General features: G+C 67.4%; 19 protein-coding genes. 11 read left to right on the forward strand and 8 right to left on the reverse strand.

What is annotated here, in order from left to right:
- The first annotated feature begins 27 nt into the window (after positions 1-27).
- The 6 genes from BOQ54_RS09900 (at position 28) to BOQ54_RS09925 (ending at position 7,130) form a co-directional block, all read left to right on the forward strand.
- Positions 28-999, forward strand: coding sequence for an ABC transporter permease subunit (locus BOQ54_RS09900; protein WP_425349095.1), 972 nt, complete (start codon positions 28-30; stop codon positions 997-999).
- Between the two features lie 80 nt (positions 1,000-1,079).
- Complete coding sequence (locus BOQ54_RS09905) at positions 1,080-2,012, forward strand: ABC transporter substrate-binding protein (protein ID WP_055458223.1); 933 nt, start codon at positions 1,080-1,082, stop codon at positions 2,010-2,012.
- A gap of 64 nt (positions 2,013-2,076) precedes the next feature.
- Positions 2,077-3,033 (forward strand): carbohydrate kinase family protein, encoded by a 957-nt coding sequence (locus BOQ54_RS09910; protein WP_071923811.1) that lies wholly within the window; start codon positions 2,077-2,079, stop codon positions 3,031-3,033.
- Entirely contained in the window at positions 3,030-4,511 is a 1,482-nt protein-coding gene (gene zwf, locus BOQ54_RS09915; RefSeq protein WP_055458221.1) for a glucose-6-phosphate dehydrogenase, read from the forward strand. Before BOQ54_RS09910 ends, zwf begins: the two co-directional genes overlap by 4 nt.
- A 25-nt stretch (positions 4,512-4,536) precedes the next feature.
- The gene (gene edd / locus BOQ54_RS09920) at positions 4,537-6,357 is read left to right on the forward strand and encodes a phosphogluconate dehydratase (protein ID WP_055458220.1); all 1,821 of its coding nucleotides are present in this window, start codon (positions 4,537-4,539) and stop codon (positions 6,355-6,357) included.
- A gap of 56 nt (positions 6,358-6,413) precedes the next feature.
- Positions 6,414-7,130 (forward strand): DUF1003 domain-containing protein, encoded by a 717-nt coding sequence (locus BOQ54_RS09925; protein WP_245280469.1) that lies wholly within the window; start codon positions 6,414-6,416, stop codon positions 7,128-7,130.
- 55 nt (positions 7,131-7,185) lie between these two features.
- Here the strand turns inward: BOQ54_RS09925 and xylB are convergent, their stop codons facing one another.
- The 5 genes from xylB to eda all read right to left on the reverse strand — a co-directional run bounded on the left by xylB (position 7,186) and on the right by eda (position 11,377).
- Positions 7,186-8,655: a xylulokinase gene (xylB, locus tag BOQ54_RS09930; RefSeq protein ID WP_055458219.1), complete on the reverse strand. Its 1,470-nt coding sequence runs from the start codon at positions 8,653-8,655 to the stop codon at positions 7,186-7,188.
- Positions 8,656-8,700: 45 nt separating this feature from the next.
- On the reverse strand, positions 8,701-9,192 hold the full coding sequence (locus BOQ54_RS09935) for a DUF192 domain-containing protein (RefSeq protein ID WP_071923812.1): 492 nt from the start codon (positions 9,190-9,192) through the stop codon (positions 8,701-8,703).
- Complete coding sequence (locus BOQ54_RS09940; RefSeq protein WP_071923813.1) at positions 9,173-9,787, reverse strand: cold-shock protein; 615 nt, start codon at positions 9,785-9,787, stop codon at positions 9,173-9,175. Before BOQ54_RS09940 ends, BOQ54_RS09935 begins: the two co-directional genes overlap by 20 nt.
- 76 nt (positions 9,788-9,863) lie before the next feature.
- A complete protein-coding gene (locus tag BOQ54_RS09945; RefSeq protein ID WP_071923814.1) occupies positions 9,864-10,667 on the reverse strand; it encodes an SIR2 family NAD-dependent protein deacylase in 804 nt (267 codons plus the stop codon).
- A 65-nt stretch (positions 10,668-10,732) separates the two neighbouring features.
- Positions 10,733-11,377 (reverse strand): bifunctional 4-hydroxy-2-oxoglutarate aldolase/2-dehydro-3-deoxy-phosphogluconate aldolase, encoded by a 645-nt coding sequence (eda, locus tag BOQ54_RS09950; protein ID WP_055458215.1) that lies wholly within the window; start codon positions 11,375-11,377, stop codon positions 10,733-10,735.
- A 195-nt stretch (positions 11,378-11,572) separates the two neighbouring features.
- Here eda and BOQ54_RS09955 point away from each other — a divergent pair, with 195 nt between their 5' ends.
- Complete coding sequence (locus BOQ54_RS09955; protein ID WP_082464729.1) at positions 11,573-12,586, forward strand: heparan-alpha-glucosaminide N-acetyltransferase; 1,014 nt, start codon at positions 11,573-11,575, stop codon at positions 12,584-12,586.
- 62 nt (positions 12,587-12,648) lie between these two features.
- On the opposite strand, the gene BOQ54_RS09960 is transcribed toward BOQ54_RS09955, so the two are convergent.
- Positions 12,649-15,054 carry an Rne/Rng family ribonuclease gene (locus tag BOQ54_RS09960; RefSeq protein WP_071923815.1) on the reverse strand — a complete coding sequence of 802 codons (2,406 nt, stop codon included), beginning with the start codon at positions 15,052-15,054 and terminating at the stop codon, positions 12,649-12,651.
- A gap of 345 nt (positions 15,055-15,399) precedes the next feature.
- Between BOQ54_RS09960 and BOQ54_RS09965 the strand changes: the two genes are divergently transcribed.
- The 3 genes from BOQ54_RS09965 (at position 15,400) to prfB (ending at position 20,852) form a co-directional block, all read left to right on the forward strand.
- Positions 15,400-17,013, forward strand: coding sequence for an N-acetylmuramoyl-L-alanine amidase (locus BOQ54_RS09965; RefSeq protein WP_245316190.1), 1,614 nt, complete (start codon positions 15,400-15,402; stop codon positions 17,011-17,013).
- 169 nt (positions 17,014-17,182) lie between these two features.
- Entirely contained in the window at positions 17,183-19,597 is a 2,415-nt protein-coding gene (locus BOQ54_RS09970) for a penicillin-binding protein 1A (RefSeq protein ID WP_055458212.1), read from the forward strand.
- Between the two features lie 126 nt (positions 19,598-19,723).
- Positions 19,724-20,852 (forward strand): peptide chain release factor 2 gene (prfB, locus tag BOQ54_RS09975; protein ID WP_096335199.1). Its coding sequence is split into 2 segments (ribosomal slippage): positions 19,724-19,792 and positions 19,794-20,852, totalling 1,128 coding nucleotides; the frame shifts between segments, so codons are not numbered across the junction.
- Here prfB and BOQ54_RS09980 read toward each other — a convergent pair.
- Together BOQ54_RS09980 and bcp are read right to left on the reverse strand one after the other, a co-directional pair.
- Entirely contained in the window at positions 20,816-21,931 is a 1,116-nt protein-coding gene (locus BOQ54_RS09980) for a M23 family metallopeptidase (RefSeq protein ID WP_145979754.1), read from the reverse strand. The genes prfB and BOQ54_RS09980 overlap by 37 nt on opposite strands.
- Positions 21,932-22,143: 212 nt before the next feature.
- Positions 22,144-22,605, reverse strand: a complete 462-nt coding sequence (bcp, locus tag BOQ54_RS09985) for a thioredoxin-dependent thiol peroxidase (protein WP_055458209.1) — start codon at positions 22,603-22,605, stop codon at positions 22,144-22,146.
- Positions 22,606-22,859: 254 nt separating this feature from the next.
- Between bcp and BOQ54_RS09990 the strand changes: the two genes are divergently transcribed.
- Complete coding sequence (locus BOQ54_RS09990) at positions 22,860-26,300, forward strand: DUF3971 domain-containing protein (protein WP_071923818.1); 3,441 nt, start codon at positions 22,860-22,862, stop codon at positions 26,298-26,300.
- Positions 26,301-26,396 lie beyond the last annotated feature (96 nt).

Below are 26,396 nucleotides of genomic sequence, written 5' to 3' on the forward strand. Positions count from 1 at the left end.
GCCGCGCTCGCCACACATCGGCGCATCATGTTGCAAGGGTTGTTGCGCACCGTCGGCATGCTGCCGGTGCTCGTCATCCTGTGCATCCTCATTCACGTGCTCACCCTCTACGTCACCGGGGAGGGGCGCTTCCTGACGGCGCAGAACCTGTCCATTGTCGCCCAGCAAGCGGCAATCAACACGGTGCTCGCCGCGGGCATGACCTTCGTCATCCTGACAGGCGGCATCGACCTGTCCGTCGGCTCGATACTCGCTGCCTCGGCGATGGTCGCCGTCATCGCCTCGCAGGACTTCGGTGTCCTCGGCGTGCCGGCCGCCATGGCCACCGGCCTCTTCTTCGGCCTCCTCAACGGCGCGCTCATCGCCTTCGTGCGGCTGCCGCCCTTCATCGTCACGCTCGGCTCGCTCACGGCCGTACGCGGTGTTGCGCGCCTCCTCGGCAACGATACGACGGTGTTCAACCCGGAACTGCCCTTCGCCTTCATCGGCAACGGCTCGCTCGTCATCATTCCGGGCGTCCTCTCGATCCCGTGGCTCGCGGTCATCGCCATCGCGGTGATCCTCGCCTCCTGGTTCATCCTGCGGCGCACCGTGCTCGGCGTTCACATCTATGCCGTCGGCGGCAACGCCGATGCGGCGCGCCTGTCCGGCATCAAGGTCTGGGCCGTGCTGCTCTTCGTCTATGCCGTCTCCGGCCTCCTCGCCGGCCTTGGCGGAGCCATGTCGGCGGCGCGGCTCTATGCCGCCAACGGTCTGCAGCTCGGCCAGTCGTACGAGCTCGATGCCATCGCGGCGGTCATCCTCGGCGGCACGAGCTTCGTCGGCGGCATCGGCTCCATCTGGGGCACGCTCATCGGCGCGCTGATCATCGCCGTGCTGTCGAACGGCCTCATCCTGCTCGGCGTGTCCGACATCTGGCAGTTCATCATCAAGGGCCTCGTCATCATCGGTGCCGTGGCGCTCGACCGCTTCCGCCTGCAGGGCAGCGCCCGCACCTGACAGGCCGTCCGGCTCACGATCGGCGCCGTTCTGGTCCGGCGCCACGGACGCTCAACGACAGGACCAGGGAGGGAAATATCATGCTGAAACGCGTTCTGCTTGCCGGTGCCGCTCTCGCGCTCGCGACCTCCGTCGCCAGCGCCAAGGACCTCAAGGCGGTCGGCATCACGCTCGGCTCGCTCGGTAACCCGTTCTTCGTCACGCTGGCCAAGGGCGCCGAAGCCAAGGCCAAGGAGATCAACCCGGCCGTGCGCGTCACCGCGGTTTCGGCCGACTACGACCTCAACAAGCAGTTCACCCAGATCGACAATTTCATCGCCTCGGGCGTCGACCTCATCCTCCTCAATGCGGTCGATCCCAAGGCCATCGAGCCGGCGGTGAAGAAGGCGCAGGCAGCCGGCATCGTCGTGATGGCGGTGGACGTCGCAGCATCCGGCGCGGATGCGACAGTGCAGACCAACAATGTCCAAGCCGGCGAGATCGCCTGCCAATACATCGTCGACAAGCTCGGCGGCAAGGGCGACGTCATCATCCAGAACGGCCCGCAAGTTTCGGCCGTCATCGACCGTGTCAACGGCTGCAAGGCGGTGTTCGAGAAGGCACCGGGCATCAAGGTGCTGTCCTCGGATCAGGACGGCAAGGGCTCACGCGAGGGCGGCCTCAATGTCATGCAGGGGCATCTCACGCGCTTCCCGAAGATCGATGCCGTCTTCGCCATCAACGACCCGCAAGCGATCGGCACGGATCTCGCCGCCAAGCAGTTGAACCGCACGGGCATCGTCATCACGTCCGTGGACGGCGCGCCCGACATCGAGGCCGCCCTCAAGGGCAACACGATGGTCGAGGCCTCCGCCAGCCAGGATCCATATGCCATGGCGCAGCAGGCGGTCGAGGTTGGCTACGGCATCATGAACGGCAAGAAGCCGGAGCAGCCGATGGTGCTCATGCCCTCGACGCTCGTCACGCGCGACAACGTGAAGGACTACAAGGGCTGGTCGGCGCCGCGCAGCTGAGCCGTCTCACCCGGAGGCGGGCGCCGATAGCCGGCGCCCGCACAACAAGAGGCATGCCAGAGTCATGATTCTCGTTTGCGGCGAGGCGCTCGTCGATCTCTTCATCAAGGCGCGCGGTGCGGGGGGGCTCGATGCCGAAGCCGTCGTCGGTGGCTCGCCCTTCAACGTCGCGGTCGGCCTTGCGCGCCTCGGCTGCCCGGCCGCCTTCTGCGGCGCTATCGCCCGTGATCCACTTGGCGAGGAACTTGTCGCCACGCTGGTGCGCAACGGCATCGATGTCGCCCACGTGCGGCGCAGTGACCGGCCGACGACCTTGTCGGTGGCGACCGCGACCCAAGACGGCAGTGTGCATTACCGCTTCTATGGGGAGGAGGCGGCGGACCGCGACCTGCCGGCCGACGCGCTGCCGGACTGCAGCGGTTTTTCCGCCATCGCCGTCGGCTCCTACAGCCTCGGCGTGGAGCCGGTGGGTGCGACCATCGAGACGCTTCTGGCGCGCGAGGGCGCGCGCCGCGTCGTCAGCATCGATCCCAACCTGAGGCCGGACCTCATCAGCGACATGGGCGTCTGGCGGGAGCGCTTCGCACGGCTCGTCACCCATGCGACCATCGTCAAGGCGAGCGTCGAGGACATCGCCACTGCTTATGGTGAGGGGGTCAATGTCGACGAGATGGCAGCGTCCTGGCTCGCGGCAGGGGTGAAGCTCGTCGCGGTGACGCGGGGCGAGAAAGGCGCCAGCGCCTATCTCGCCAACGGCACCGTTCTCGACGTGCCGGCGCGGCCGATTCGGCTCGTCGATGCCGTCGGCGCGGGCGACACCTTCCATGCCGCGCTTCTTGCCTTCCTCGCCGGACGCGGCAAGCTCGACCGGCAGGCGATCGCGACGATCGACCACGAGACCGTCACGCAAGCGCTGCACTATGCCGTGAGCGCCGCCTCGATCACCTGCAGCCGACGCGGCGCCGATTTGCCCTCGCAGCAGGACGTGGAGGCAATTTTGCACGAAAGAACAATGGCATGACGAGCCGTGTTATTCCTGTTTCTCCGTTCGTGCTCGTGGTCTTCGGGGCAACGGGCGATCTCTCCCAGCGCAAGCTGCTGCCGGCGCTCTACCACCGCGACCAGGCCGGGCAGCTGCCGGACGAGGCACGGATCGTCGGCACCTCGCGCCGCAGCCTGAGCGAGGACGCGTTTCGTGCGCTGGCGAAGAAGGCGATCGAGGAACACGTCGCGGCGCGCGATATCGAACCCGTGGCGCTTGAGCGGTTCCTTGCCCGGTTAAGCTATGTCGCGGCAGATGCCGGCGGCAAGGAGGGCTGGGACGCCCTTGCTCGCGCCGCCGAGGCCGAGGAGCATTTCGTACGCGTCTTCTATCTCGCGACCTCGCCCGATCTGTTCGGCCCGATCTGCGAGCGCATCGGCGCGCACGGCCTCGTCGACGGGCGCTCCCGTGTCGTGGTCGAGAAGCCGCTCGGCAAGGACCTTGCCTCGGCGCGGCGGCTGAACGAGGCCATCGGCCGCGTCTTCCCCGAGGAGAGCATCTACCGCATCGATCATTATCTCGGAAAAGAAACGGTCCAGAACCTGATGGCGCTGCGCTTCGCCAATGCGCTGTTCGAGCCGTTGTGGAACGCTGCGCACATCGACCATGTGCAGATCACGGTGGCCGAATCCCTCGGCGTCGAGGGGCGGGCGGGCTATTACGACACCGCCGGTGCCATGCGCGACATGGTGCAGAACCACATCCTGCAGTTGCTCTGCCTCGTCGCAATGGAGACGCCGACCTCGATCGCGGCCGATCCCGTCCGCGACGAGAAGCTCAAGGTTCTCAAGGCGCTGGTGCCGATCGGCCCGCACAATGCCGGTCAGCTCACGGTGCGCGGCCAGTACCGCGCCGGCGCGTCGGCCGGCGGCGCGGTGCCGGGCTATCTCGAGGAGCTCGGCGCCCATGTCAGCAACACGGAGACCTTCGTCGCCCTGAAGGCCGAGATCGCCAACTGGCGCTGGGCCGGCGTGCCGTTCTACCTGCGAACGGGCAAGAGGCTCGCCACGCGCGTATCGGAGATCGTCGTCACCTTCCGCGCCATTCCCCATTCGGTCTTCGATGCCGGCGCCGGGCCGATCACACCCAACCGCCTGGTCATCCGGCTGCAGCCGGACGAAGGCGTGAAGCTGTGGCTGATGATCAAGGATCCCGGCCCCGGCGGCATGCGCCTGCAGCACCTGCCGCTCGACATGAGCTTCGCCGAGGCCTTCGGCGTGCGCAATCCGGACGCCTACGAGCGCCTCATCCTCGACGTTGTGCGCGGCAACCAGACGCTGTTCATGCGCCGCGACGAGGTGGAGGCGGCCTGGACCTGGATCGACCCCATCATCGAGACCTGGCAGGAGACGCGCGACGCCCCCAAGTCCTACACGGCGGGCACGTGGGGCCCCTCCGCGTCGATCGCCCTCATCGAGCGCGACGGCCGCACCTGGTACGAAGACGGCGCGCTGTAGCGCAAGCGGATCAACGGAGATTGCCATGACCGTTCAAGCGCGCATCGGTGAAGTCACCGAACGCATCGCAAGGCGCAGCCGCGACGCGCGCACGCGCTATCTCGAACGCATCGCCGCCGCGGCCGAGGCCAAACCGCGGCGCGGCCATCTCGGCTGTGCCAATCTCGCGCACGGCTTTGCCGCCTGCGGACCGCAAGACAAGGAGCGGCTCGCCGGTTCGGACGCGCCGAATCTCGGGATTGTCACCGCCTACAACGACATGCTCTCGGCGCACCAGCCGTTCGAGCGCTTCCCCGAGCTCATCCGCGCCGCCGTGCGCGAGGCGGGCGGCACTGCCCAGGTCGCCGGCGGCGTGCCGGCCATGTGCGACGGCGTCACCCAGGGCGAGGCCGGCATGGAGCTGTCGCTGTTCTCGCGCGACGTCATCGCGCTGTCGACCGCGGTCGCCCTGTCGCACCAGATGTTCGACGCCGCCGTCTTCCTCGGCGTCTGCGACAAGATCGTGCCCGGACTCGTCATCGGCGCCTTGTCCTTCGGCCATCTGCCGGCCGTCTTCGTGCCGGCGGGGCCGATGACCTCGGGCCTCTCCAACGACGAGAAGGCCAAGACCCGCCAGCTCTACGCCGAGGGCAAGGTGGGGCGCGACGCGCTGCTCGAATCCGAGATGAAGTCCTATCACGGGCCCGGCACCTGCACCTTCTACGGCACGGCCAATTCCAACCAGATGCTCATGGAGATCATGGGCCTGCACCTGCCCGGCGCGTCCTTCGTCAACCCGAACACCAGCCTGCGCGATGCCTTGACGCAGGCGGCCGCCAGGCGCGCCATCGCCATCACGGCGCTCGGCAACGAATACACGCCGGTCGGGCGCATCATCGACGAGAAGGCCGTGGTCAATGGCGTGGTCGGCCTGCACGCGACGGGCGGCTCGACCAACCACACCCTGCATCTTGTCGCCATGGCGGCGGCCGCCGGCATCACGCTCACCTGGGACGACTTCGCCGATCTCGCCGAGGTGACGCCGCTGCTGGCGCGCGTCTATCCGAACGGCAAGGCGGACGTGAACCATTTCCACGCCGCCGGCGGCATGGGCTTCCTCATTCGCGAGCTCCTCGGCGGCGGTCTGCTGCACCGGGACGTCACCACCGTCTGGGGCACGGGGCTCGACGGTTATCTTGTGGAGCCCGGCCTCGACGAGAACGGCGGCATCGCCTGGCGCGAAGCGGCGAGCGAGAGCGGCAACACCGACATCCTGCGCGGCGTCGGGGAGCCTTTCCAGCCCACGGGCGGGCTCAGGGTGCTGGATGGCCCGCTCGGCCGGGCCGTGATCAAGACCTCTGCGGTGGCGCCCGAGCGCCACGTGGTCGAGGCTCCGGCTCGGGTCTTCCACAGCCAGGAGGAACTGCAAGCCGCCTTCAGGGCGGGGGTGCTGACGGGCGACTTCGTCGCCGTGGTGCGTTACCAGGGGCCGAAGGCGAATGGCATGCCGGAGTTGCACAAGCTGACGCCGCCCCTCACCGTGCTGCAAGACCGCGGCCAGCGGGTCGCCCTCGTCACCGACGGGCGCATGTCGGGCGCTTCGGGCAAGGTGCCGGCTGCGATCCATGTCACGCCCGAAGCCGCTGACGGCGGCGCCATCGCAAGGATCCGCGACGGTGATATCATTCGTGTAGATGCCCTCAGCGGTCGCCTCGATGTTCTGGTCGATGCGACGGAGTTTGCAGCTCGCGCTCCGGTGGAGGCGGATCTGTCGGCCTCGCACGTCGGGGTCGGGCGGGAGCTTTTCGCCGGCTTCCGTCACCTGGTCGGCACAGCCGACAAGGGGGCAACCGTCTTCCCGGCTTGAGGGGACAGGCTGCGCACGGATAGTGTGACGGCGAATGGCTCCCGTGGAGGTGCAGCATGGCCGGGCGCAACGACCGCATGCGTGGGCAGGGGCTGCGGCGAGAACAGCGGGCGGCGAAGAAGGCCGACGCCGTGCCGCTCGACGTCGTCAGCCCCCAGTTGCTGCAGCGCGTGCTGCGCGAGCAGCCGCAGCTTGCCGAGACTGGTACCATCGATCGGCTGGACCTTGCGCGCCATCGCGCCGGCTATGTCGAGGACCTGCTCCGGCAGGAGCGGGGGGAGCTTTCGGATCTCGACCGGCGCGTCGCCGAAAGCATGACGAGCGAGACGACGCTTGCCGCCAATATCGAGCATGAATACAGCGGCCAGCGCACGTTTGGCGAGCGTATGGCCGACAATCTCGCACGCTTCGGCGGCAGCTGGACCTTCATCATCGTCTTCGGCATCATGCTCGCCGGCTGGATCACCATCAACGCGCGCTCGGCCGGCGGGGAAGCCTTCGATCCTTATCCCTTCATCCTGCTCAACCTGGTGCTGTCGTGCCTTGCCGCCGTGCAGGCGCCGATCATCATGATGAGCCAGAAGCGGCAGGAGGCGAAGGACCGGCTGCGGTCCCGCAACGACTATCTCATCAATCTCAAGGCCGAGCTCGAGATTCGCCACCTGCACGAGAAAATCGACCACCTTCTCACCCGGCAATGGCAGCGGCTGACCGAACTGCAGACACTGCAGATCGAGCTGATGGAGGAGATCAGCGCCCTTCGCCGCACATAGCCGGCCGCAGAGAAGATGGTTTAATTCGACCGCTCGATGCGCTGATAAATCTCATTTAATCCGTTCTGAATTCGCTCTTGAGCGCCTGATAGAGTCGCTTGAAACGCGCGAAGGCCGGCCGATAGGCCGCTGCGAGATTCCGGTCCGGCTCGATCATCTCAGCCACCGCCGGTGTCCGGCAAACGGCGGCCGGATCTTCGCCTGTCGTCGCGATCCGGGCGAGCCTGGCGGCGCCGAAGGCCGGGCCCTTCGCGCCACCGCTGTAGAGCGTGATGGGACGCTCGAGCGCGCTCGCCATCAGGCGCATCCAGAACCGGCTGCGCGAGCCGCCACCGATCGCGGCGACGGAGGCTGCGTGCGTCCCGGCATGGGCAAGGCATTCCTGCGCCTCGGCGAAGGAGAAGGCGACGCCTTCGAGCAACGCCTGGACCATTTCTTCGCGCGTCACGTCCGGCGCGAGGCCGAAGAACACGCCGCGGGCATGCGGATCGTTGTGCGGCGTGCGCTCGCCCGTGAGATAGGGCAGGAACAGGGGGCGGGCAGGGCGGCCCGAAAAGGCGGCTTCGGTGCGGGCAAGGAGAGCGCCGATATCGTCGGCTCCGAGGATCTTCGCCGCCCAGCCGAGCGCGCTCGCGCCGTTGAGCAGCGCCGCCATCTGGAACCAGCGGCCGGGCAGGGCGTGGCAGAAGGCATGCACATAGGCCTCCGGATAAGGCCGGAAGCTGCCGGTGGTGACGAAATACTGCCCCGAGGTGCCGAGCGAGAGGAAGGCATCGCCGTCATTGACGGCGCCAATGCCAATGCCTCCCGCTGCAGCATCGCCCGCGCCTCCGGCAACCGGCAGGCCGGCGGGCAGGCCGAGTGCCTGCGCCATAGTGGCCTGCAGGCTGCCGGCCAAGGCCGTGCCTTCGACGAGGCGCGGCATGTGCGCCCGCGTGAGGCCGGTCGCCGCAAGAATGTCGTCGGACCAGTCGCGCCGGGCTTCGTCGAGCCACAGCGTGCCGGCCGCGTCCGACATGTCGGTGACCGCCTCGCCCGTGAGCCGAAACCGAACATAGTCCTTGGGCAAAAGGATCCTGGCCACCCTGCGGAAGGTCTCGGGTTCGTTCGTTGCCAGCCACAGAAGCTTCGGCGCCGTGAAACCGGGCATGGCTGGCACTCCGGCGACGTGGCCAAGCGTCGGCAGGCGGCGGGCCAGCGCGGCGCATTCCGCATGGGCGCGACCGTCGTTCCAGAGGATGGCCGGGCGCAGCACATCGCCGGCCGCATCGAGCAGTACCGCCCCATGCATCTGGCCGGATAGGCCGAGGCCGCGGACAGCCGCGAAGGCGCGGGGTGCGGCGCACCGCAGCCGGCCCAGAACCGTTACCGTCGCCTGCCACCAGTCCTGCGGGTCCTGCTCGGCCCAGAGCGGGTGCGGACGCGCGATGGCGAGCGCCTCCTCCGCCTCGGCGAGGAGCGCTTCGTTCTCGCCGACCAGAACGGCCTTCACAGCCGATGTGCCGATGTCGATGCCGAGGTACATGCGTTCACCGGGCGCGGAACCGCCCGTCCTCGTCGCTGCCGCGTCCTACCGGCCGGAGAACAGCGGGTGTTCCACTTTATCCCCGGGCCTTGCACCGATACGCGCCGCCGTGCCGGCATTGAGCTCCAGCACCGACAGGACGGGCTCACCGGACGGCACGATGCGGGTCGACAGCGGTTCGGTGCGCTGGGCGATTCGCGCAATGGTGCCGTCGGCCCGGATAAACAGCATGTCGAGCGAGATATAGGTGTTCTTCATCCACATCGAGACCGGGGCTGTCTCGCCGAAGTCGAAGAGCATGCCGCGATCAGCCGGCAGGAACCGGCGGTTCATGAGGCCGATGGCCCGCTCCTCCGGCGTGCGCACAACCTCGACGGCGAAGGCGTGGCTGCCGCTCGCCGTCCGGATCGTCAGGTTCTCGAGGGATTGCGCCAACGCGGCCGTGGCCGAGGCGAGCCAAACGACAGCGGCCAGGCCGAGCCGAAGGCGCCGCCACGGGCTCTCGGCAGCACCGGCCTCAATGGGTGGCAGGCGCATGGCCCCCGTCCGCCGGGCGCACTTCTGCCGCCATGAGGCCCTTCGGCCCGTTGCCGAAGCGCACGAGCAGCTGCTGGCCGGGCTTCACCTCGGTGATGCCGAAGCGCCGCAGGGTTTCCATATGAATGAAGATGTCCGGGGTGCCTTCCCCGCGCGTGACGAAGCCGAAGCCGCGTAGCCGGTTAAACCACTTCACGGTGACGGCTTCGAGCGCGCTCGTCGGCACGACAGTGACGTGCGTGCGCGGCGGCGGCAGTTCGCTCGGATGCAGCGCCGTCGATTCGTCGAGCGAGATGATGCGCACCGCCTGCAGGCCACGTGCGCGGCGCGCCACCTCGCAGACCACGCGTGCACCTTCGCTCGCGGTCTCGTAGCCCTCCCGCTTCAGGCATGTGACGTGCACCAGCACATCCGGCAGCCCGTTGTCGGGCACGATGAAGCCGAAGCCCTTGGCGACATCAAACCACTTGATGTGACCAGCGAGCTCGACGAGCGGCTCGGCCACCGTTTCCAGATCAGCACTGCCCGTCAGGCGCGCTTCAACGGCTGCGCCGACCTTGGGGCCGAAACCATTTGAAGAAAATTCGTCGGACATGAAACCACCAGCCGAATCGTAGAGAACGATTCCCCAGACAAGGATAACACTCACAGACGCAGCGCAAAGTCAGAATTCATGAATAATTAATGCTCCGCCCGGCGTCGCCGGACAGTTCGACGAGTCGCATGCAGATTGCGCCGATCTCGCCGTTGAAAACAAGGTCGGCAATGTCGTCGAGCGGTGTTGCCTCACGGTTGATGATGACGAGGCGAGCCCCATGCCGCTTCGCCAGCACCGGCAGACCCGCCGCCGGATGGACCAACAGCGACGAGCCGATGGCGATGAATAGATCGCTCGTGCGCGCCAGCGCCTGGGCCCGCTGCAGCGCCTGCTGCGGCAAGGCCTGACCGAAGGAGATGGTGGCGGATTTGACCATGCCGCCGCAATGCGGGCAGGCGGGCGGCAGCCCGCTCGCTTCGAAGACCGAGCGGATATCCGCCAGTTCCTGCCTCTCGGCACAGTCGAGGCAGGCTGCATAGGTTCCGTTGCCGTGAAGTTCGATCACCCGCTCCTCCGGCACGCCGGCGGCCTGCTGCAGGCCGTCGATGTTCTGGGTGATGATGGCCGGCGCCTTGCCAGCGGCGACGAGACCAGCAAGGAAATGATGCCCACGACCGGGAGTCGCACCCGCATAGAGATCGTCCATGGCGAACTTCCGCCGCCATGCCTCCCGCCGTGCCTCCGCACTCGCCAGGAAGGCATCGAAGGCAATGGGCCGGTTCGCGAGCCAGGGACTGCCCGGCGAGCGAAAATCGGGCACACCGCTCTCCGTCGAGATCCCCGCGCCGGTGAAGGGCGCGACGACCTCCGCCGAGGCCAGCCATTCGGCCAGAACCTCGAGATCCTCGTCGAGATTTGCAGGATCAGATGCAGTCATCGCCCACGGCCGCATTCACGCACGCGGGCTCATTGAAGCAGTCGGCGAGGGCAGCCGCAACCGGCTCAGGCTGCACGCAGTTCGTCGACCCTCCTGCGGGCCTTGGCGGCCTCGTCGCGGATCGCGGCCCAGTCGCCGGCCGAGACCGCCGCTGGCGGCGTCAGCCATGTCCCGCCGACGCACATCACCATCTTCTGGGAGAGGTAGTCGCCGAGATTGGCCGTGTTGACGCCGCCCGTCGGGCAGAAGACGACCTTGGGAAAGGGGCCCGCGAGCGCCTTGATCATGGCGATGCCGCCGGCCTGCTCGGCCGGAAAGAACTTCAGGGCCGTGCGGCCGCGCTCGCCCGCGCGCATCACTTCCGAGGCCGTGGCGACGCCGGGCAGCCAGGGCAGGCCAGCAGCCTTGGCCGCATCGTCCAGCGTCTCGCTGAACCCGGGGCTGACGACGGCCTTGGCGCCGGCATCGCGCACCTGAGCGAACTGGGCCGGCTGCACGACCGTGCCGGCAATGACGAACATCTGCGGGCATTCCCGGGCCACCGCCTCGATGGCGGCGAGGCCGGCCTCGGTGCGCAGCGTGAGCTCGATCACGTCGATGCCGCCGTCGAGGAGGGCGCGGGCCAGCGACACGGCGGCGGCCGCATCCGGCACCGAGACGACCGGGATGACGCCGCAGGCCTTCATTCGCTCGATATGGATGTCGCTCATTGCTGGCTCCATGGCTCACCGGTCTTGCCCTTGCTTTTGACGCGAAGCGCAGACGGCCGCAAGTCCGTTTCAAACGATTTAGCAGAAAGGTTCGTCCGCGGCATTCACCGGTCGGCCCATTCTCGCTGAGGGCAAAAGGGGCTATGAGCGAGGAAACCCGCGCGGCAGATGCGCGAAGCAGCCGGAGGTGAATGCATGACGTCCGCCCGAGACGGGTCGTCCCTGTCCGCGACCTTGGAGGACGAGGCCTCCCCGGGCAACGCCGGCATCCATGGCCACGGCCGGCTTCTTGGCATCGACCTGGCGCGGGGCATCGCGCTCCTCGCCATGGCGGTCTATCACGGCGCATGGGACGCGAGCCATCTCGGTCTCACGAGCGTCGACGTCGTCAACGATCCAGGCTGGCGGCTCTTTGCCCGGGCCATCGCCGCCTCGTTCCTCCTGCTCGTCGGCTTCAGCCTCGTGCTCGCCCATGGAAGCAGGATTCGCTGGCAGGCCTTCCTGCGGCGGCTCGCGGTGATCGTCGCGGCGGCGGCCGCGATCACCATCGTGACCTTCTTCGCCTTTCCGCAGAGCTACATCTTCTTCGGCATCCTGCATTGCATCGCCCTCTCGAGCCTGCTTGCCCTGCCGTTCCTGCGGCTGCCGCCGGCCGTCGCTGCGGCCGCCGGAATCGCCGTCGTGGCGGCTCCGGGGCTCGTCGCATCGCCGCTGTTCGACCTGCCGGCGCTCGCCTTCGTCGGCCTCGGCACGCAGGTACCGGTGTCGAACGACTACGTGCCGCTCTTCCCGTGGTTCGGGCCGGTCCTGCTCGGCATGGCCGCCGGCCGCCTTGCGGTCGACCGAAATCTGACGGCATGGCTGCAGACCAGCCGGACGCCGGGCCTTGCCGGACGTCTCATTGCCTGGACAGGCCGGCACAGCCTGGCCTTCTATCTCGTTCACCAGCCCGTGCTGTTCGGCCTCATGTTCCTTGCCGCCCACGCACTCGGCATCACCCGCCAGCCCTCCGTGGCGGCAGGCTTCGTCCCCCAGTGCCGCGCGAGCTGCGAGCAGACCGGTGTCGCAGCGGCCGCGTGCAAGCGCTATTGCACCTGTGCCGACGCGGCGATCCGGCAAGAGCGTATCGATCTCGCGGACGCGTCGGCAGACACCCGGGGGCGTGTCACCGCCATCGTCAATCGCTGCCGGACAGGCGCGAGGCAGTAGCCAAGATGGCAGCGGCGGGCCTTGGCCCGCCGCTTCTTGATACCGACCCTTGCTCGTGGGGCTCAGCCACCGGTGAGGCTGGCCTTGGCGCGGGCCCACCAGCCCGTGCGCTTCGGCCGGTTGGCGTCCTCCTCCACCGGCTCCGGCTCGGCCGGCTTCTGCGGCGCCGGAGTGGGTGCCGCTTCCACGACGGGGAGGGGCTGCTCGGGCGGCACGGCCGCCGCTTGCTCTTCTACCGCATCGGCCGGAGACTCTGTCTCGGCCTCGACAGCAGCTTCCGCTGCGTTTCCGGCCTCGTCGGCCGCGCGCTTGCCCCGTGCGGGGCGGCGCGTGCGGCGTCGCTTGGCCGGCGCAGACTCCTCCGTCTCCTCGGCAGGTGTCTCGGTCGGCAGTCCGACGGCTGCTTCGGCCACGATCTGCGCGGGATCTTCGGTGCCGGCGGTCTGAGAACCCGATTCCTCATCGTCCTGAGATTCGAGCGCGGTCGCCGGCTCGGCACCGGCAGGCGCTGCCGCCTCGCGGCCCTCGCCACCGCGTCCACCGCGACGGCGACGGCGGCGGCGGCGGCGTTTGCCGTTACCGTCCTCGGTGCCATCCTGCGGGCCGCGGGCCTGCTGCGGCGCCTCCTCGGTCACCTCCTCGTCCTCGTCGGCGACCTCCGCCTCCTCCTCGATGGCCGGCGCGCTCTCGATGCGGATGCCTGTCGCAGGCGCGCGCGCTTCGCTGCGCAGGACGGCCTCGCCGCGCTCGATGGTGAAGTTCGTGGTGCCGGAAAGCGTATCGTCACCGAAGATGGCGATTCCGACGTCGAAGCGGGTTTCGAGCTCGCGCAGATGCACGCGCTTCTGATTGAGGATGTAAAGCGCAACTTCAGTCCGCGTCTTGACGACGACGTTGTGCGCGGCGCTCTTGAGCAGCGCCTCCTCGATGGAGCGCAGGATGTGCAACGCGACCGACGCCGTGGCGCGGACGAAGCCCGAGCCGCCGCAGTGGTGGCAGACTACGGTGGAACTTTCCAGCACGCCCGTGCGGATGCGCTGGCGCGACATCTCGAGCAGGCCGAAGGCCGATATGCGGCCGACCTGAATGCGAGCCCGGTCGTTCTTCAGGCACTCCTTCAGCTTCTTCTCGACGGCGCGGTTGTTGCGCTTTTCCTCCATGTCGATGAAGTCGATGACGATAAGGCCGGCAAGGTCGCGCAGGCGCAACTGGCGCGATATCTCCTCGGCCGCCTCCAGATTCGTCTTGAGCGCCGTGTCCTCGATGTTGTGCTCGCGCGTCGAGCGGCCCGAGTTCACGTCGATGGAGACGAGCGCTTCCGTCGGGTTGATGACGATGTAGCCGCCCGACTTCAGCGTGACCTGGTTGGAGAACATCGCGTCGAGCTGCGCCTCGACACCGAACTTGGCGAAAAGCGGCTGCGGATCCCTGTAGGGCTTCACGACCTTGGCATGGCTCGGCATGAGCATGCGCATGAAGTCCTTGGCCTCGCGATAGCCATCATCGCCGGAGACCTGAACCTCGTCGATGTCCTTGTTGTAGAGATCGCGGATGGCGCGCTTGATGAGCGAGCCTTCCTCATAGACAAGCGCCGGAGCGGTAGACTTCAGCGTCAGCTCGCGCACGCTCTCCCACATGCGTAGCAGATATTCGAAGTCCCGCTTGATCTCCGCCTTGGTGCGCGAAGCCCCCGCCGTGCGCAGGATGACGCCCATGCCCTCGGGCACATCGAGCTCCTGGGCGATGGTCTTGAGGCGCTTGCGGTCGGTGACGTTGGTGATCTTGCGCGAGATGCCGCCGCCGCGCGCGGTGTTGGGCATCAGCACAGAATAGCGCCCGGCGAGCGAGAGATAGGTCGTTAGCGCCGCGCCCTTGTTGCCGCGCTCTTCCTTGACCACCTGAACGAGCAATACCTGACGGCGCTTGATCACCTCCTGGATCTTGTACTGGCGACGCAGCGGACGGTGCCGGCGGTCCGGCACCTCCTCGCCGACGTCGGCGCCGCCGAGGTGCTCAATCACCTCTTCCTCGCCGTTCGCCTCAGCCCCTTCGCTGTCGTGGGCGGCTGCGCCGTCGTCCGCCCCGGGCTCGGCGCTCACGATCGCGTCGTCGCCTTTGCGCGAGCGCTTGGCCTGGCGGCGGCGGGCGGCGCGCTCCTCGTCCTTTTCGGCTTCGCGCTCGGCCTGAGCCTCCTCGGCGAGCAAGGCCTGCCGATCGGCCACGGGAATCTGGTAATAGTCGGGATGGATCTCGCTGAAGGCGAGAAAGCCGTGACGATTGCCGCCGTACTCGACGAAGGCGGCCTGCAGGGACGGTTCGACCCGCGTGACTTTGGCGAGATAGATATTGCCGCGAAGCTGCTTGCGATTGGCGGATTCGAAGTCGAACTCTTCGACGCGGTTACCGCGGACGACCACCACCCGGGTTTCTTCCGGGTGGGAGGCGTCGATGAGCATCTTGTTTGCCATGTTGAACTCTCATACGGGCGACCTCCGGCGCATGCCGCTGGGCAATTCCGTGCGAAACAACGTCTGCTCCGCCAGCCGGAAGGCGGCAGGCGGCGTCCGTCGACAGGTCGCGGGCGCACCGCTGGATGCGGGCGCAGGGGGTGATGGGAATGCAGTGGTGTGGAAGAGCCGGAGCAGGCCGTACGAATATCCCCCGACCATCGCGCCGCGTCCTGCGGTCGGCGATGGAGCAAGCCGGGCGATCGCTGTCGGGCTGCCCATAGTCCTCCGATCCTTAGCCTCGAAACGCCGGCGTCGCGGAAAGAGCCGGGGCCGACGTGAAAGCGTTGCGGACGATACCGCAACGTGAATGACAACCGCCGCTCCGGCACGCCGCTTCAGGGCCGCGCCCGCCTGCCCATGGGGAGGGGGGACTGCCGCGGCACAGCCGCCCGGTTGAAAGAGGCGACCAACGGCGACGCCGAAAACAGAGTCGCCTTTTCATTACAGACGCATGCGGCTGTTTGGCAAGGGTCATGCGCGATTGTGGCAGGAAGGCCACGCATGGAATGCGAGCGTCGCTGCGCTGGTGAAGAAGTGTTAACCAAGGCCTTCCTATCTCTTAATGGATGGTTTCGTGAAGAATGGCGGTGGGAACAGGGGCCGCTCCCAATGGCGCGCATCGGCATCGAGGCAGGCGGGAAGGGCAGGGCCATGAGGCACCGCGCCGCGCAGCCCTTCTTGGTCTGCCTGGCCGCCATCGGCCTGCTCCTCGCGCACCCGGCCACTGCCCGGGATTCTGCCCCCCAGGATGCCGTCGCGCAGGATCCTGCGACGCCCCCCGGAGCGGCCGTCGCCGTGGCTGCCGATGTCAGGGCCGAAGGCGCGGTGACCCGTCTCAGCCTGACCCTGTCGCGCCCCGTCGATGCCAAGGCCTTCCTGCTCGAGCGACCCGACCGGGTCATCGTCGACCTGCCCGAGGTGAATTTCCAACTGCCGGCCAATGCCGGCCGCAAGGGCGCGGGAGTCATCTCCTCCTATCGCTTCGGCCTCTTCGCGCCGGGCCGCTCGCGCATCGTCATCGATCTTGCGCAGCCGGCCCTCGTCGAGCGCATCGATAGCCGGGCCTTGGGAGAGGGCGCGCTGCTCGTCATCGAGCTGTCACGCACCGACCGGGCCAGCTACCGCAAGACGGCCCTCAAGCCGATGGTGGAGCCCGAACCGCTGCCTGCCAGCACGGCACAGCAGCCGGTTCCGCCCGTGGGCGACAAGCCACTGATCGTCATCGATCCCGGTCACGGCGGCGTCGACCCCGGCGCGATCGGCGTCAACGGCGTGGCCGAGAAAGACGTTGTCTTCGCCTTCGCCGAACGTTTCAGGCAGCGGTTGGAGGAGACGGGACGCTACAGGGTCATGCTGACGCGCACGAGCGACACCTTTGTCTCGCTCGGCGGGCGCTGGCGCATGGCCCAGAAGGCGGGGGCTTCGCTGTTCATCTCCATCCATGCCGACACGCTGTCCGACAGCAGCCGCGTTCGCGGGGCGACCATCTACACCGGCTCGGCCTTCGCCAGCGATGCCGAGGCCGAGCGCCTCGCCGCCAAGGAGAACCTGGCCGACCAGATCGCCGGCGTCGACGTGGTCGAGGATCCGAACGAGATTGCCGGCATCCTCGCCGAACTGACCAAGCGCGAGACGCGGGTCTTCTCGCTCGATTTTGCCAACAAGGTGGTGAACAGCCTGCGCGACGTCGTGGCGCTCAACAAGAACCCGCTACGCTCGGCCGGCTTCATCGTCCTCAAGGCGCCGGACATCCCCTCCGCGCTTATCGAACTCGGCTACCTGTCGAGCGCCAAGGACGCCGACCTCCTCGTGTCCGACGCCTGGCGCGACAAATCGAGCGCCGCGCTCGTGGAGGCCGTCGACCGCTTCTTTGCGACCCGCCTTGCGGCTCAGCCCGACGCCGCAGTTTCTCCATAGATGCGCGGGATAAGAACCGAATCGTTCGGCTTTCCGCCCCGTTCCCGCTTTCCGTTTCTGGTCACGTGGGGCCGGCTCATGTTAGGGAGGGAGCGCCGGCGCACCGGGGAACGACCACCGGCGCTGCTGCGGCGGCGGGAAGAAGCAACGGGCGACGGGCCTTCAACGGATGCGTTTGATAGTTCGCTTTCTTGGATTTCTGTTTGCTGCCGGGGCGATTCTTTTCGTCATCGGGGCTTCCATCGTCGGCTTCTTCGTCTGGAAATATTCCCAGGACCTGCCGGACCACAAGCAGCTCGCCAATTACGAGCCGCCGGTGATGACGCGCGTCCACGCCAGCGACGGCAGTCTGGTGGCCGAATATTCGCGCGAGAAGCGACTTTTCCTCCCCATCCAAGCCGTTCCCAATCTCGTCATCGAGGCCTTCCTGTCGGCTGAGGACAAGAACTTCTATCGGCACAACGGTGTCGATCCCGAAGGTATCGCCCGGGCGGTCGTTACCAATTTGCGCGCGTCCGGACGGCGCCAGCAGGGCGCCTCGACCATCACGCAGCAGGTCGCCAAGAACTTCCTGCTCACCAACGAGCAGACCTACGAGCGCAAGATCAAGGAAGCGCTGATCGCCCTGCGAATCGAGGCGGTCTATTCGAAGGACAAGATCCTCGAGCTCTATCTCAACGAGATCTACCTCGGCCTCGGCAACTACGGCATAGCGGCCGCCGCGCTGAACTATTTCGGCAAGTCGGTGCACGAACTGACGCTGCCGGAGATCGCCTATCTTGCGGCGCTGCCGAAGGCGCCGAACAACTATCACCCCTTCCGCCAGCGCGAGGCGGCCATCGAGCGGCGGAACTGGGTGCTCGACCGCATGCTCGACAACGGCTACATCACGCGCGCGGAGGCGGAGGCCGCCAAGCGCCAGCCGCTTGAGGTCAATCCCCGCACGCTCTCGCCCAACACCTATTCGGCCGGCTTCTTTGCCGAGGAGATCCGGCGCGAGATTGTCGAGCGCTACGGTGAGAAGGCGCTCTATGACGGCGGCCTGTCCGTGCGCTCGACCTTCGACCCGAAGATCCAGGCGATGGCGCGCAAGACCCTGGTGGACGGCCTCGTGCGCTACGACGAGGCGAGGGGGCTGCGTGATCCGGTCGACACGATCGACCTCGCCAGCGGTGAATGGGGGGCAGCCCTCGCGGACATTCCAGCGCTCGGAGACGTGCAGCCGTGGCGACTCGCCGTCGTGCTCGAGGTCAGCGACCGTGAGGCCACCATCGGGCTGCAGCCGGCACGCGAGATCTCGGGCAAGCTGTCGAGCGAGCGCCAAACCGGCAAGATCCTGCCGGACGGTATCAAGTGGACGCGCAAGGGCCGTCTCACGCAGGCGCTCAAGCCCGGCCATGTCGTCTATGTGGAACCCGTCGCCGACAAGCCCGGACAATATCGCTTGCGCCAGATCCCCGAGGTGTCCGGCGCCATGGTGGTGATGGACCCCAATACCGGGCGCGTCTTCGCCATGGTCGGCGGCTTCTCCTTCGACCAGAGCGAGTTCAACCGCGCAACGCAAGCGTTGCGCCAGCCGGGGTCCTCGTTCAAGCCATTTGTCTACGCGGCCGCGATCGACAATGGCTACACGCCGTCCTCCATCATCGTCGACGGTCCGATCGAGATCACGTCCGGCACCGAGGTCTGGCGGCCGAAGAACTATGACGGCAAGTCGACCGGACCGCACACCCTGCGCTATGGCATCGAGCGGTCGAAGAACCTGATGACCGTGCGCCTCGCGCGTGACGTCGGCATGCCGCTGATCGGCGAATACGCGAAGCGCTTCGGCATCTACGACGATCTTGCGCCCTACCTGCCGATGTCGCTGGGTGCCGGCGAGACCACCGTGCTGCGCATGACGACCGCCTATTCGATGTTCGTCAACGGCGGCAAGCGCATCAAGCCGACACTCATCGACCGCATCCAGGACCGGTGGGGCCACACCATCTACAAGCACGACGAGCGCATCTGCCAGGGATGCGACGCCGAGGAGTGGCGCAACCAGCCGGAGCCGCGGCTCATCGACAACCGGGAGCAGGTCATCGATCCGATGACCGCCTACCAGATGGTCTCGATCCTCGAAGGCGTCGTGCAGCGGGGCACCGCGACCGTGGTCAAGAGCGTCGGCAAGCCGCTTGCCGGCAAGACCGGCACGACGAACGAGGCCAAGGACGTCTGGTTCGTCGGTTTCTCGCCCGATCTGGCGGTGGGCATCTATCTCGGCTACGATCGTCCGCGCTCGCTCGGCAATTCGGCGACGGCCGGCCAGTATGCCGCGCCCATCTTCCGCGACTTCATGACGCTCGCGCTCGACGGCAAGCCGGCGACGCCATTCCGCGTGCCGCCGGGCATCAAACTCATCCGCGTCGATCTTGCCTCGGGCCAGCGCGCCGGATCAGGCGGACGCACCATCCTCGAAGCGTTCAAGCCCGGGACGGCGCCCCCGGACGGCTATCTTGTCGGCTACAGCGACACGGCCCCTGAAAGCTACGGCGCAGCCCCGCCCGCCGGCGTCGGCAGCGGTTCGGGCGGCCTCTATTGACGCCTGATCGATCCTTGTCGGCTTGCCCGGTTTACATCCGGGGCCGGGCTGGCTAAGAGCCTCCTGTGTCCGGCGTGAACGGCATGGCCGGGCCAATCTTCCATCGATTGCAGGACGAAGGCGGGCATGCGCGCCGAAATCGAGACGTTGGTTGATGCCGTCAAGCAGTCTGTCGGGCTGCTGAGGAGGCATCTTTGACTGGGATCAGGCCAAACGCCGGCTCGCCGAGCTGAACAGCCTCGCCGAGGATCCCTCGCTGTGGAACGACGCGGAAGCTGCGCAGAAGATCATGCGCGAACGCACCGCCCTCGAGGAGAACATCGCGGCCATCGAGCAGATCGAACGTGATCTTGCCGATGCCGTCGAACTCATCGCGCTCGGCGAGGCCGAAGGCGATGCTTCGGTCGTCGAGGAGGCGGAGGAGAGCATCCGGTCCCTGCAGGCGGAGGCCGCCAGGCGCCAGATCGAGGCCTTGCTGTCCGGCGAAGCGGACCAGAACGACACCTATATCGAGATCCACTCGGGCGCCGGCGGCACCGAGAGCCAGGACTGGGCGCAGATGCTCATGCGGATGTACATCCGCTGGGCCGAGCGGCGCCGGTTCAAGGTCGAGGTCATGGAAGTGACCGACGGTGAAGAGGCGGGCATCAAGTCGGCCACGCTTCTCATCAAGGGCCACAACGCCTATGGATGGGCGAAGACCGAATCGGGCGTCCACCGTCTCGTCCGTATCTCGCCGTTCGATTCGAATGCGCGTCGGCATACGAGCTTCGCCTCCGTCTGGGTCTATCCCGTCGTCGACGACCGTATCGATATCGCCGTCAACGAGTCGGAGTGTCGGATCGACACCTTCCGCGCTTCGGGCGCCGGTGGCCAGCACGTCAACACGACGGATTCGGCTGTCCGCATCACCCATATCCCGACCGGCATCGTCGTCGCGTGCCAGGCGGAACGGTCCCAACACAAGAACCGGGCTACCGCCTGGGCGATGCTGCGGGCCCGTCTTTACGAACTCGAACTGCAGAAGCGCGAGGAGAAGGCGATGGCTGAGGCGGCGTCGAAAACCGACATCGGCTGGGGCCATCAGATCCGCTCCTACGTGCTGCAACCGTACCAGCTGGTGAAGGACCTGCGCACGGGCGTCCAGTCGACGAACCCGCAGGAGGTTCTGGACGGCAGGCTCGATCCCTTCATCGAGGCGTCGCTCGCCCAGCGCGTCTATGGCGGCGAGGTCGAGGTCGAGGATATCGACTGAACGGGCGCGGGAGCCGGCCAGCGCATGCCGTGGAGGCGCGCGCCGGCTGCGATGAAGCGCTGCGGATCGACGGGATTGCCGTCGATCCGCGTTTCATAATGGATATGCGACCCCGTGGACCGACCCGTGCTGCCGGCGCGCCCCACGACGTCACCGGCGGCGATCGTATCGCCCTCCGTGACGGCGAAGGCGGAAAGATGCGCATAGCGCGTCGTCACACCGCTGATGTGCTCGATCTCCACCATGTTGCCATAGCCGCCGCTGTAGCCTGCAAAGATGACGTTGCCTGCTCCTGTGGCGCGAACGGGCGCGCCGTAGGCGGCACGGAAGTCCAGGCCCGTGTGCAGGGCGGGCGCACGCAGGAAAGGATCCATACGGATGCCGAAGGGGCTCGTCTCGTCCTCCTCCGCGGGCCGGCCGAGAGGCAGCCCGGCAACGACCTGCGCGGCGCGCGCGGAAAGGGTCAGGCTGTCTTTGATGCTATCCGCGAGACTACCGAAATGGAACGGCGCACCGGCCTGCGCCGGGACGTAGGGGCCGCCGACGCTCTCCGATGTCGCAGGACCAGGCAGGCGGGTGAGCGGCTCGGTCGGAAGGCCGACGGAGGCGACGATGTCGAGATAGCGGTCCAGCCGGTGCTGGGAGAGCGCAAGCATGGCGGAGAGGACCGACGTCTGCCGATGTGTCAGCCTCTCGAGTGCCTGGTCCATGCGGGCGAGGCGTTCCGCGACCGGCAGGTAGCGCAACGCGCCGAGCCGATCCCTCGCCGCCTCGCCGCGCCACGGCCGGTCTGTTGCGGACAAGGACGGCACTGGGCCGGCGCCTGCGGCGATCGGCAGTGCGATGCCGGTCGCCTGCTTCTGCAGCGCTTCGACCACCGATTGGCGGCGCTCGAGCTCGTCCTGGCGCTCAAGAACCTGCGCAACGCGCGCCTCCACGCGCTCCTGCTCGAGATATTGCCGGCTGGCGAGGAGGTCGACGTGCCGACGCACCGCTGCTATCTGATCCTCATAGGCGAGGGTGATGCGCTGGTGGCGCGCGAGGAGGCCGGCGACGACCTCGTCGCGAAAGAAGAGCATCCATGTCGCCGCCCCTGCCCAGGCGAGCACCGCCAAAAAGACGACAACAGCCGCGACCCGCAAATGGCCATGCGGCGTCCCGACATGACTTGGTTCGGAGCGACACGTCAGGCTGGGCAGAAAGAGGCGGTGTCGCAAGTCGAGGCTCTCCAGAGCGCCGGCACCCTGAAGATTAGGACCCGTTAGAGTTAAGCATTCGCAAACGGGCGCGTCTACAGTTCGCGTGCGGCCGCAAGGACGGTTTCCGCATGGCCGTCGACCTTCACCTGCCGCCAGACGCGGGCGATACGGCCGTCCGGTCCGATGAGGAAGGTGGTGCGCAGGATGCCCATGAACTTGCGGCCGTACATGGTCTTCTCGCCCCAGACGCCGTAGTCCTCGATCGCCTTGCGGTCCTCGTCGGAGGCGAGCGTGATCGCGAGATCGTGCTTGGCGCGGAACCTGTCGTGGCGGGCGACGCTGTCGGCGGAGATGCCGATGACATGCGTGTCGGTGGCCTCGAATTCCCGGCGCAGGCCATTGAAGGCAATGGCCTCCTTGGTGCAGCCGCTGGTGTCGTCCTTCGGATAGAAATAGACTACGACCTTCCTGCCGGCCAACGCCGACAGGCGCACTTCTGTGCCGCCAGCGCCGGGCAGGGTGAAATCGGGCGCCTTGTCGCCTTCCTGGACCATCGTCTCGCCTTCCTTTCGTCTGATTCTTTGCGCTAAGCCTTTCGTGAGGCGGCGAAGCGTCCGCCCGCCCGTCCACCGATTGCTTGCAGTGGAGCAGGCTGGTCGTTCTGTCCGCCTCGTCAAGGGCGGCACGGACAATGTCCACGCGATCACGAGGATGCCTATCCTTTTCGGCCGCGGCGGGACCGGGCCGGCGTTCCCGTGTCGCACGAATCGTGGGAGACGAATGGAACGCCCAAGGGGAACGGACCGGAGTGACCAAGCTGTTCGCCAGGAGACGTAACGAGGCCGGCGGCGGCGAAGGGCAGGTGCAACGTGCGCCCTCGCTCCGCCGCCGCAGAGCCCAGCGCGTGCTCATTGTGCTCGTCGCGCTCGTCCTCTTGCTCGTCGGCGGTCTTGCCGGGCGAATCGCCTGGTCGCCCGTCGAGATCGACGGATTGCCGGAGCGCATCGAAGCGGCGCTCTCGGAGCGCGTCGGCAGCGGCTGGAACGTCGGCATCGCCAGCGCCGCCATCGACTACACGCGCTATGGCCCGACCCTGCGCGTCTCCGGCATCGATATCCGCAATGCCGATGGCGCAAGCGTTCTGAAGGCACAGGCGGGCGAGATATCGGTCAGCGCCCTGGGGTTGATGGTCGGGCGGGTGAGCCCGAGTGCCGTTGTCTTCAGCGGGCTCGACCTGCGCCTCAACGTTTCGCCGACGGGTGAGCTGTCCTTCGCCGCGACCGACGAGGAGACCGCCGTCTCGCCGGCGCAGCCGCAAGCGCAGCCTCCCGTGGTGGCGGAAGGGGCGGCGCAGGAGGATCTGCCGCTTGCGGCAGCCGTCGTCTCGCTCGTCGACCTCATCACCGACCGGGAGGGCCTCTTCGGCACGATCGACCATTTCGGCCTGAGCGATGCGCGGCTGACGATTGTCGACGCCCAGCGGCGGCCACGCGCGCGCTTCGCCGACGTGTCGCTGCAGTTCACCCGCGCCAAGGCGACGCTGACCCATTTCAATTTCGGGCTGCGCGGCGAGCACGGGCCATGGAGCGTCTCGGGGGTCGTGCGCGGCGAGCAGAAGGGCGCCCGTCAGGCCCAGGTGCATCTGGCGCGCGCGCCGGTGTCGGACCTGCTCCTGTTCGGCGGGCTCAGCCATTCACTCGTGACGACGCGCATGCCGCTCTCGGGCGAGGTCTCGCTGTCGATCGATGGTGAAGGCCATCTCGAAGCGCTCGATGCGAGCTTGGCCGGCGACGCCGCCATCGTCTACATCGACGATCCGGACCAGCCGCCGATCGAGGTGGACGACATCGGCCTGCGCCTGAGCTGGAACCCCGCCACGCGGGCCTTCGATCTGCCCTCGGCATCCTTCACCGCAGGAGAGACCCGCATCAATCTCGCCGGCCGACTCTCCTCGAGCGAAGGGAAGGGGGTGCCATGGCGGCTTGAGCTTGCCGGCAAGGCTGCCGTGATCGAGCGCCTGACGGGCGACGAAGAGCCGCTCACCATCGATGACATCGCCGGCGAGATCGTCGGCGGGGAGGGCGGCGGTGTCATCGTGCGACGGTTCTCGGTGACCGGCGAGCGTCTGGCCGTCACACTGTCCGGTAGCGCCGGCACGCCCGATGACCGCGGCGGCCTGCGCGTTGCGGTATCGAGCACGGAATCGGACGCTCGCGCACTTCTCAGGCTGTGGCCGGCCTTCGTCGCCTCCGGTGTCCGGCGCCACCTCATCGACAACCTGCAGGCCGGAACGGTCCATGATCTGTCGGTCAACGTCAATCTCGACGCCGAGGAACTCGCCGCCTCACGGCAGAAGAAGCCGCTGCCGCGCGAGACGGTCGATGTCCGGTTCCGGATGTCCGGCGCCGCGCTCCTGCCCGCGAAAGGCTTGCCGGTGCTGACGGATACGGCAGCGCGCGGAACCGTGGACGGCAACAGCGTCAGCATCTACCTGCCACGCTCCGAGGTATCCCTGGAAGGCGAGCGCAAGCTTTCCCTGTCGGAGGGCTTTTTTGCGGTCGATGATCTGCGCAAGCCGGCCCAGGCGCGCATCAGTCTGCGCATCCAAGGCGGTGCCGACGCGGTCCTCGCGCTCGCCCGCAGCGAGGCCGTGCGCGACCGGATGGCGATCGAACTCGACCCGGAGAAAGTGTCCGGCACTGCGGACATTCGCCTCGAACTGTCTCTCCCGCTCATCGACGAACTGACGATGCGTGACGTCACGGCGGAAGCGAGCGGCCAGTTGAGCAACCTCGTCGTGACCGGCATTGCGGGCGACAAGAGCATCGAGAAGGGCAGCTTCGCGCTCACGCTCGAAGGCGATCTCCTCACGCTCGACGGAGATGCGCGCCTCGCGGACCTGCCCGCGACCGTCTCGCTAAGGCAGCCCCTCACCGGAGCGGGCGGGCAGGCAGCCATCAAAGTCACCGCCGACGACGCGGCGCGTACGCGGCTCGGTTTCGATTTCGGGCGGAAGCTCACCGGCCCCATAACGGTTGCGGCCGACCTGTCGCTGAGCGAGGCGGCCAAGCGGCCGAAGAGCATCACCGTCGATCTCAGCAAGGCAGCGATCAACGAGCTGCTGCCCGGCTGGACGAAGGCCGCGGGGCGCGAGGCGGGCCTGTCGTTCGACCTGATCGAGAAGGGCGACGGCTATATCCTCGAGAAGTTCATGCTTGACGGCGCAGGCGCCTCGGCAAAGGGCGGCCGGGTCATCCTGCGCGGCGACGGCAGCTTCAGCGAGGCCGAGTTCTCGCAGATCAAACTGTCGCCGGGGGACGACGTGCGCCTGCAGGTAGCCCGTGCGCGGGACGGATTCAGGGTGACGGTGCGCGGCAACGTGCTTGATGCGCGGCCGTTCCTGCGCCAGGTTTTCGGCCGCGGCGGCGGAGACGACGCCACCGACGTCGATCTCGACGTCGCCGTGGACATCCTCGGCGGCTTCAACAACGAACTCGTCTCCAATGCGGCGCTGAAGCTCGCCATGCGCGGCGGCAACGTGTCCGGCCTCGCCTTCAACGGCTCGTTCGGCCGCTCGCCCGTCACGGCCTCCCTGTCACGCGGAAGCTCGGGCGAATCCTTCACCATCGTCCAGACGGCGGATGCGGGCGCCGCGCTGCGCTTCGTGGACATCTACCAGCGCATGGCCGGTGGTCAGCTCGTGCTGCAGCTACCACCGGCCAACGGCAGCGCAGCCGGCATCCTCAACATCCGGGACTTCTCGCTGGTGGACGAGCCGGCCCTGCGCCGCATCGTCTCGGCCCAGCCCCGCGAGGGCGAGCGGGTCACCATCAACGACGTGCCCTTCACCAAGCTCAAGGTGGACTTCACGCGCGCGAGCGGGCGCATCAACATGCGCGAGGCGGTGATCTGGGGGCCACAGGTCGGCATCAGCCTCGAGGGCCATCTCGACCTCGGCAACGAGACGCTCGACCTTTCCGGCACCTATGTGCCGGCCTATGCCCTCAACAACATCTTCAGCCAGTTGCCGGTGATCGGCCTGCTGCTCGGCGGCGGGCAATACGAGGGGCTCTTCGCCGTCAACTTCCGCGTGCGCGGCCCAATGGCGGGGCCGACCATGACCATCAACCCCCTGTCGGCCATCGCGCCCGGTTTCCTGCGCAAGTTCTTCGACGCGGGACGGGCAGACAGCGGGCAGGGCGGAGCGACCCCGCTTCCGCCAGCGCCGATCGGTCAGGGCCAGCGCTGAGTGGCGAGGGTCGCCAGCCTTCGGGCGGCTTTCACTGGCGTCAGACTGGATTTTTCCGACGCCGGTCATCGCAGAAGGGGCCGACGATCATCATCG

Origin of the sequence: Chelatococcus daeguensis (genome assembly GCF_001887265.1) — a bacterium.
In the GTDB taxonomy this organism is placed as follows: Bacteria; Pseudomonadota; Alphaproteobacteria; order Rhizobiales; family Beijerinckiaceae; genus Chelatococcus_A; species Chelatococcus_A sambhunathii.

Excerpts from the sequence above, each read along its gene's own strand:
- BOQ54_RS09900 (WP_425349095.1), top strand. The coding sequence starts at position 28 with ATGTTGCAAGGGTTGTTGCGCACCGTCGGCATGCTGCCGGTGCTCGTC.
- BOQ54_RS09905 (WP_055458223.1), top strand. The coding sequence starts at position 1,080 with ATGCTGAAACGCGTTCTGCTTGCCGGTGCCGCTCTCGCGCTCGCGACC.
- BOQ54_RS09910 (WP_071923811.1), top strand. The coding sequence starts at position 2,077 with ATGATTCTCGTTTGCGGCGAGGCGCTCGTCGATCTCTTCATCAAGGCG.
- zwf (WP_055458221.1), top strand. The coding sequence starts at position 3,030 with ATGACGAGCCGTGTTATTCCTGTTTCTCCGTTCGTGCTCGTGGTCTTC.
- edd (WP_055458220.1), top strand. The coding sequence starts at position 4,537 with ATGACCGTTCAAGCGCGCATCGGTGAAGTCACCGAACGCATCGCAAGG.
- BOQ54_RS09925 (WP_245280469.1), top strand. The coding sequence starts at position 6,414 with ATGGCCGGGCGCAACGACCGCATGCGTGGGCAGGGGCTGCGGCGAGAA.
- xylB (WP_055458219.1), bottom strand. The coding sequence starts at position 8,655 with ATGTACCTCGGCATCGACATCGGCACATCGGCTGTGAAGGCCGTTCTG.
- BOQ54_RS09935 (WP_071923812.1), bottom strand. The coding sequence starts at position 9,192 with ATGCGCCTGCCACCCATTGAGGCCGGTGCTGCCGAGAGCCCGTGGCGG.
- BOQ54_RS09940 (WP_071923813.1), bottom strand. The coding sequence starts at position 9,787 with ATGTCCGACGAATTTTCTTCAAATGGTTTCGGCCCCAAGGTCGGCGCA.
- BOQ54_RS09945 (WP_071923814.1), bottom strand. The coding sequence starts at position 10,667 with ATGACTGCATCTGATCCTGCAAATCTCGACGAGGATCTCGAGGTTCTG.
- eda (WP_055458215.1), bottom strand. The coding sequence starts at position 11,377 with ATGAGCGACATCCATATCGAGCGAATGAAGGCCTGCGGCGTCATCCCG.
- BOQ54_RS09955 (WP_082464729.1), top strand. The coding sequence starts at position 11,573 with ATGACGTCCGCCCGAGACGGGTCGTCCCTGTCCGCGACCTTGGAGGAC.
- BOQ54_RS09960 (WP_071923815.1), bottom strand. The coding sequence starts at position 15,054 with ATGGCAAACAAGATGCTCATCGACGCCTCCCACCCGGAAGAAACCCGG.
- BOQ54_RS09970 (WP_055458212.1), top strand. The coding sequence starts at position 17,183 with ATGCGTTTGATAGTTCGCTTTCTTGGATTTCTGTTTGCTGCCGGGGCG.
- BOQ54_RS09980 (WP_145979754.1), bottom strand. The coding sequence starts at position 21,931 with ATGCTCTTCTTTCGCGACGAGGTCGTCGCCGGCCTCCTCGCGCGCCAC.
- bcp (WP_055458209.1), bottom strand. The coding sequence starts at position 22,605 with ATGGTCCAGGAAGGCGACAAGGCGCCCGATTTCACCCTGCCCGGCGCT.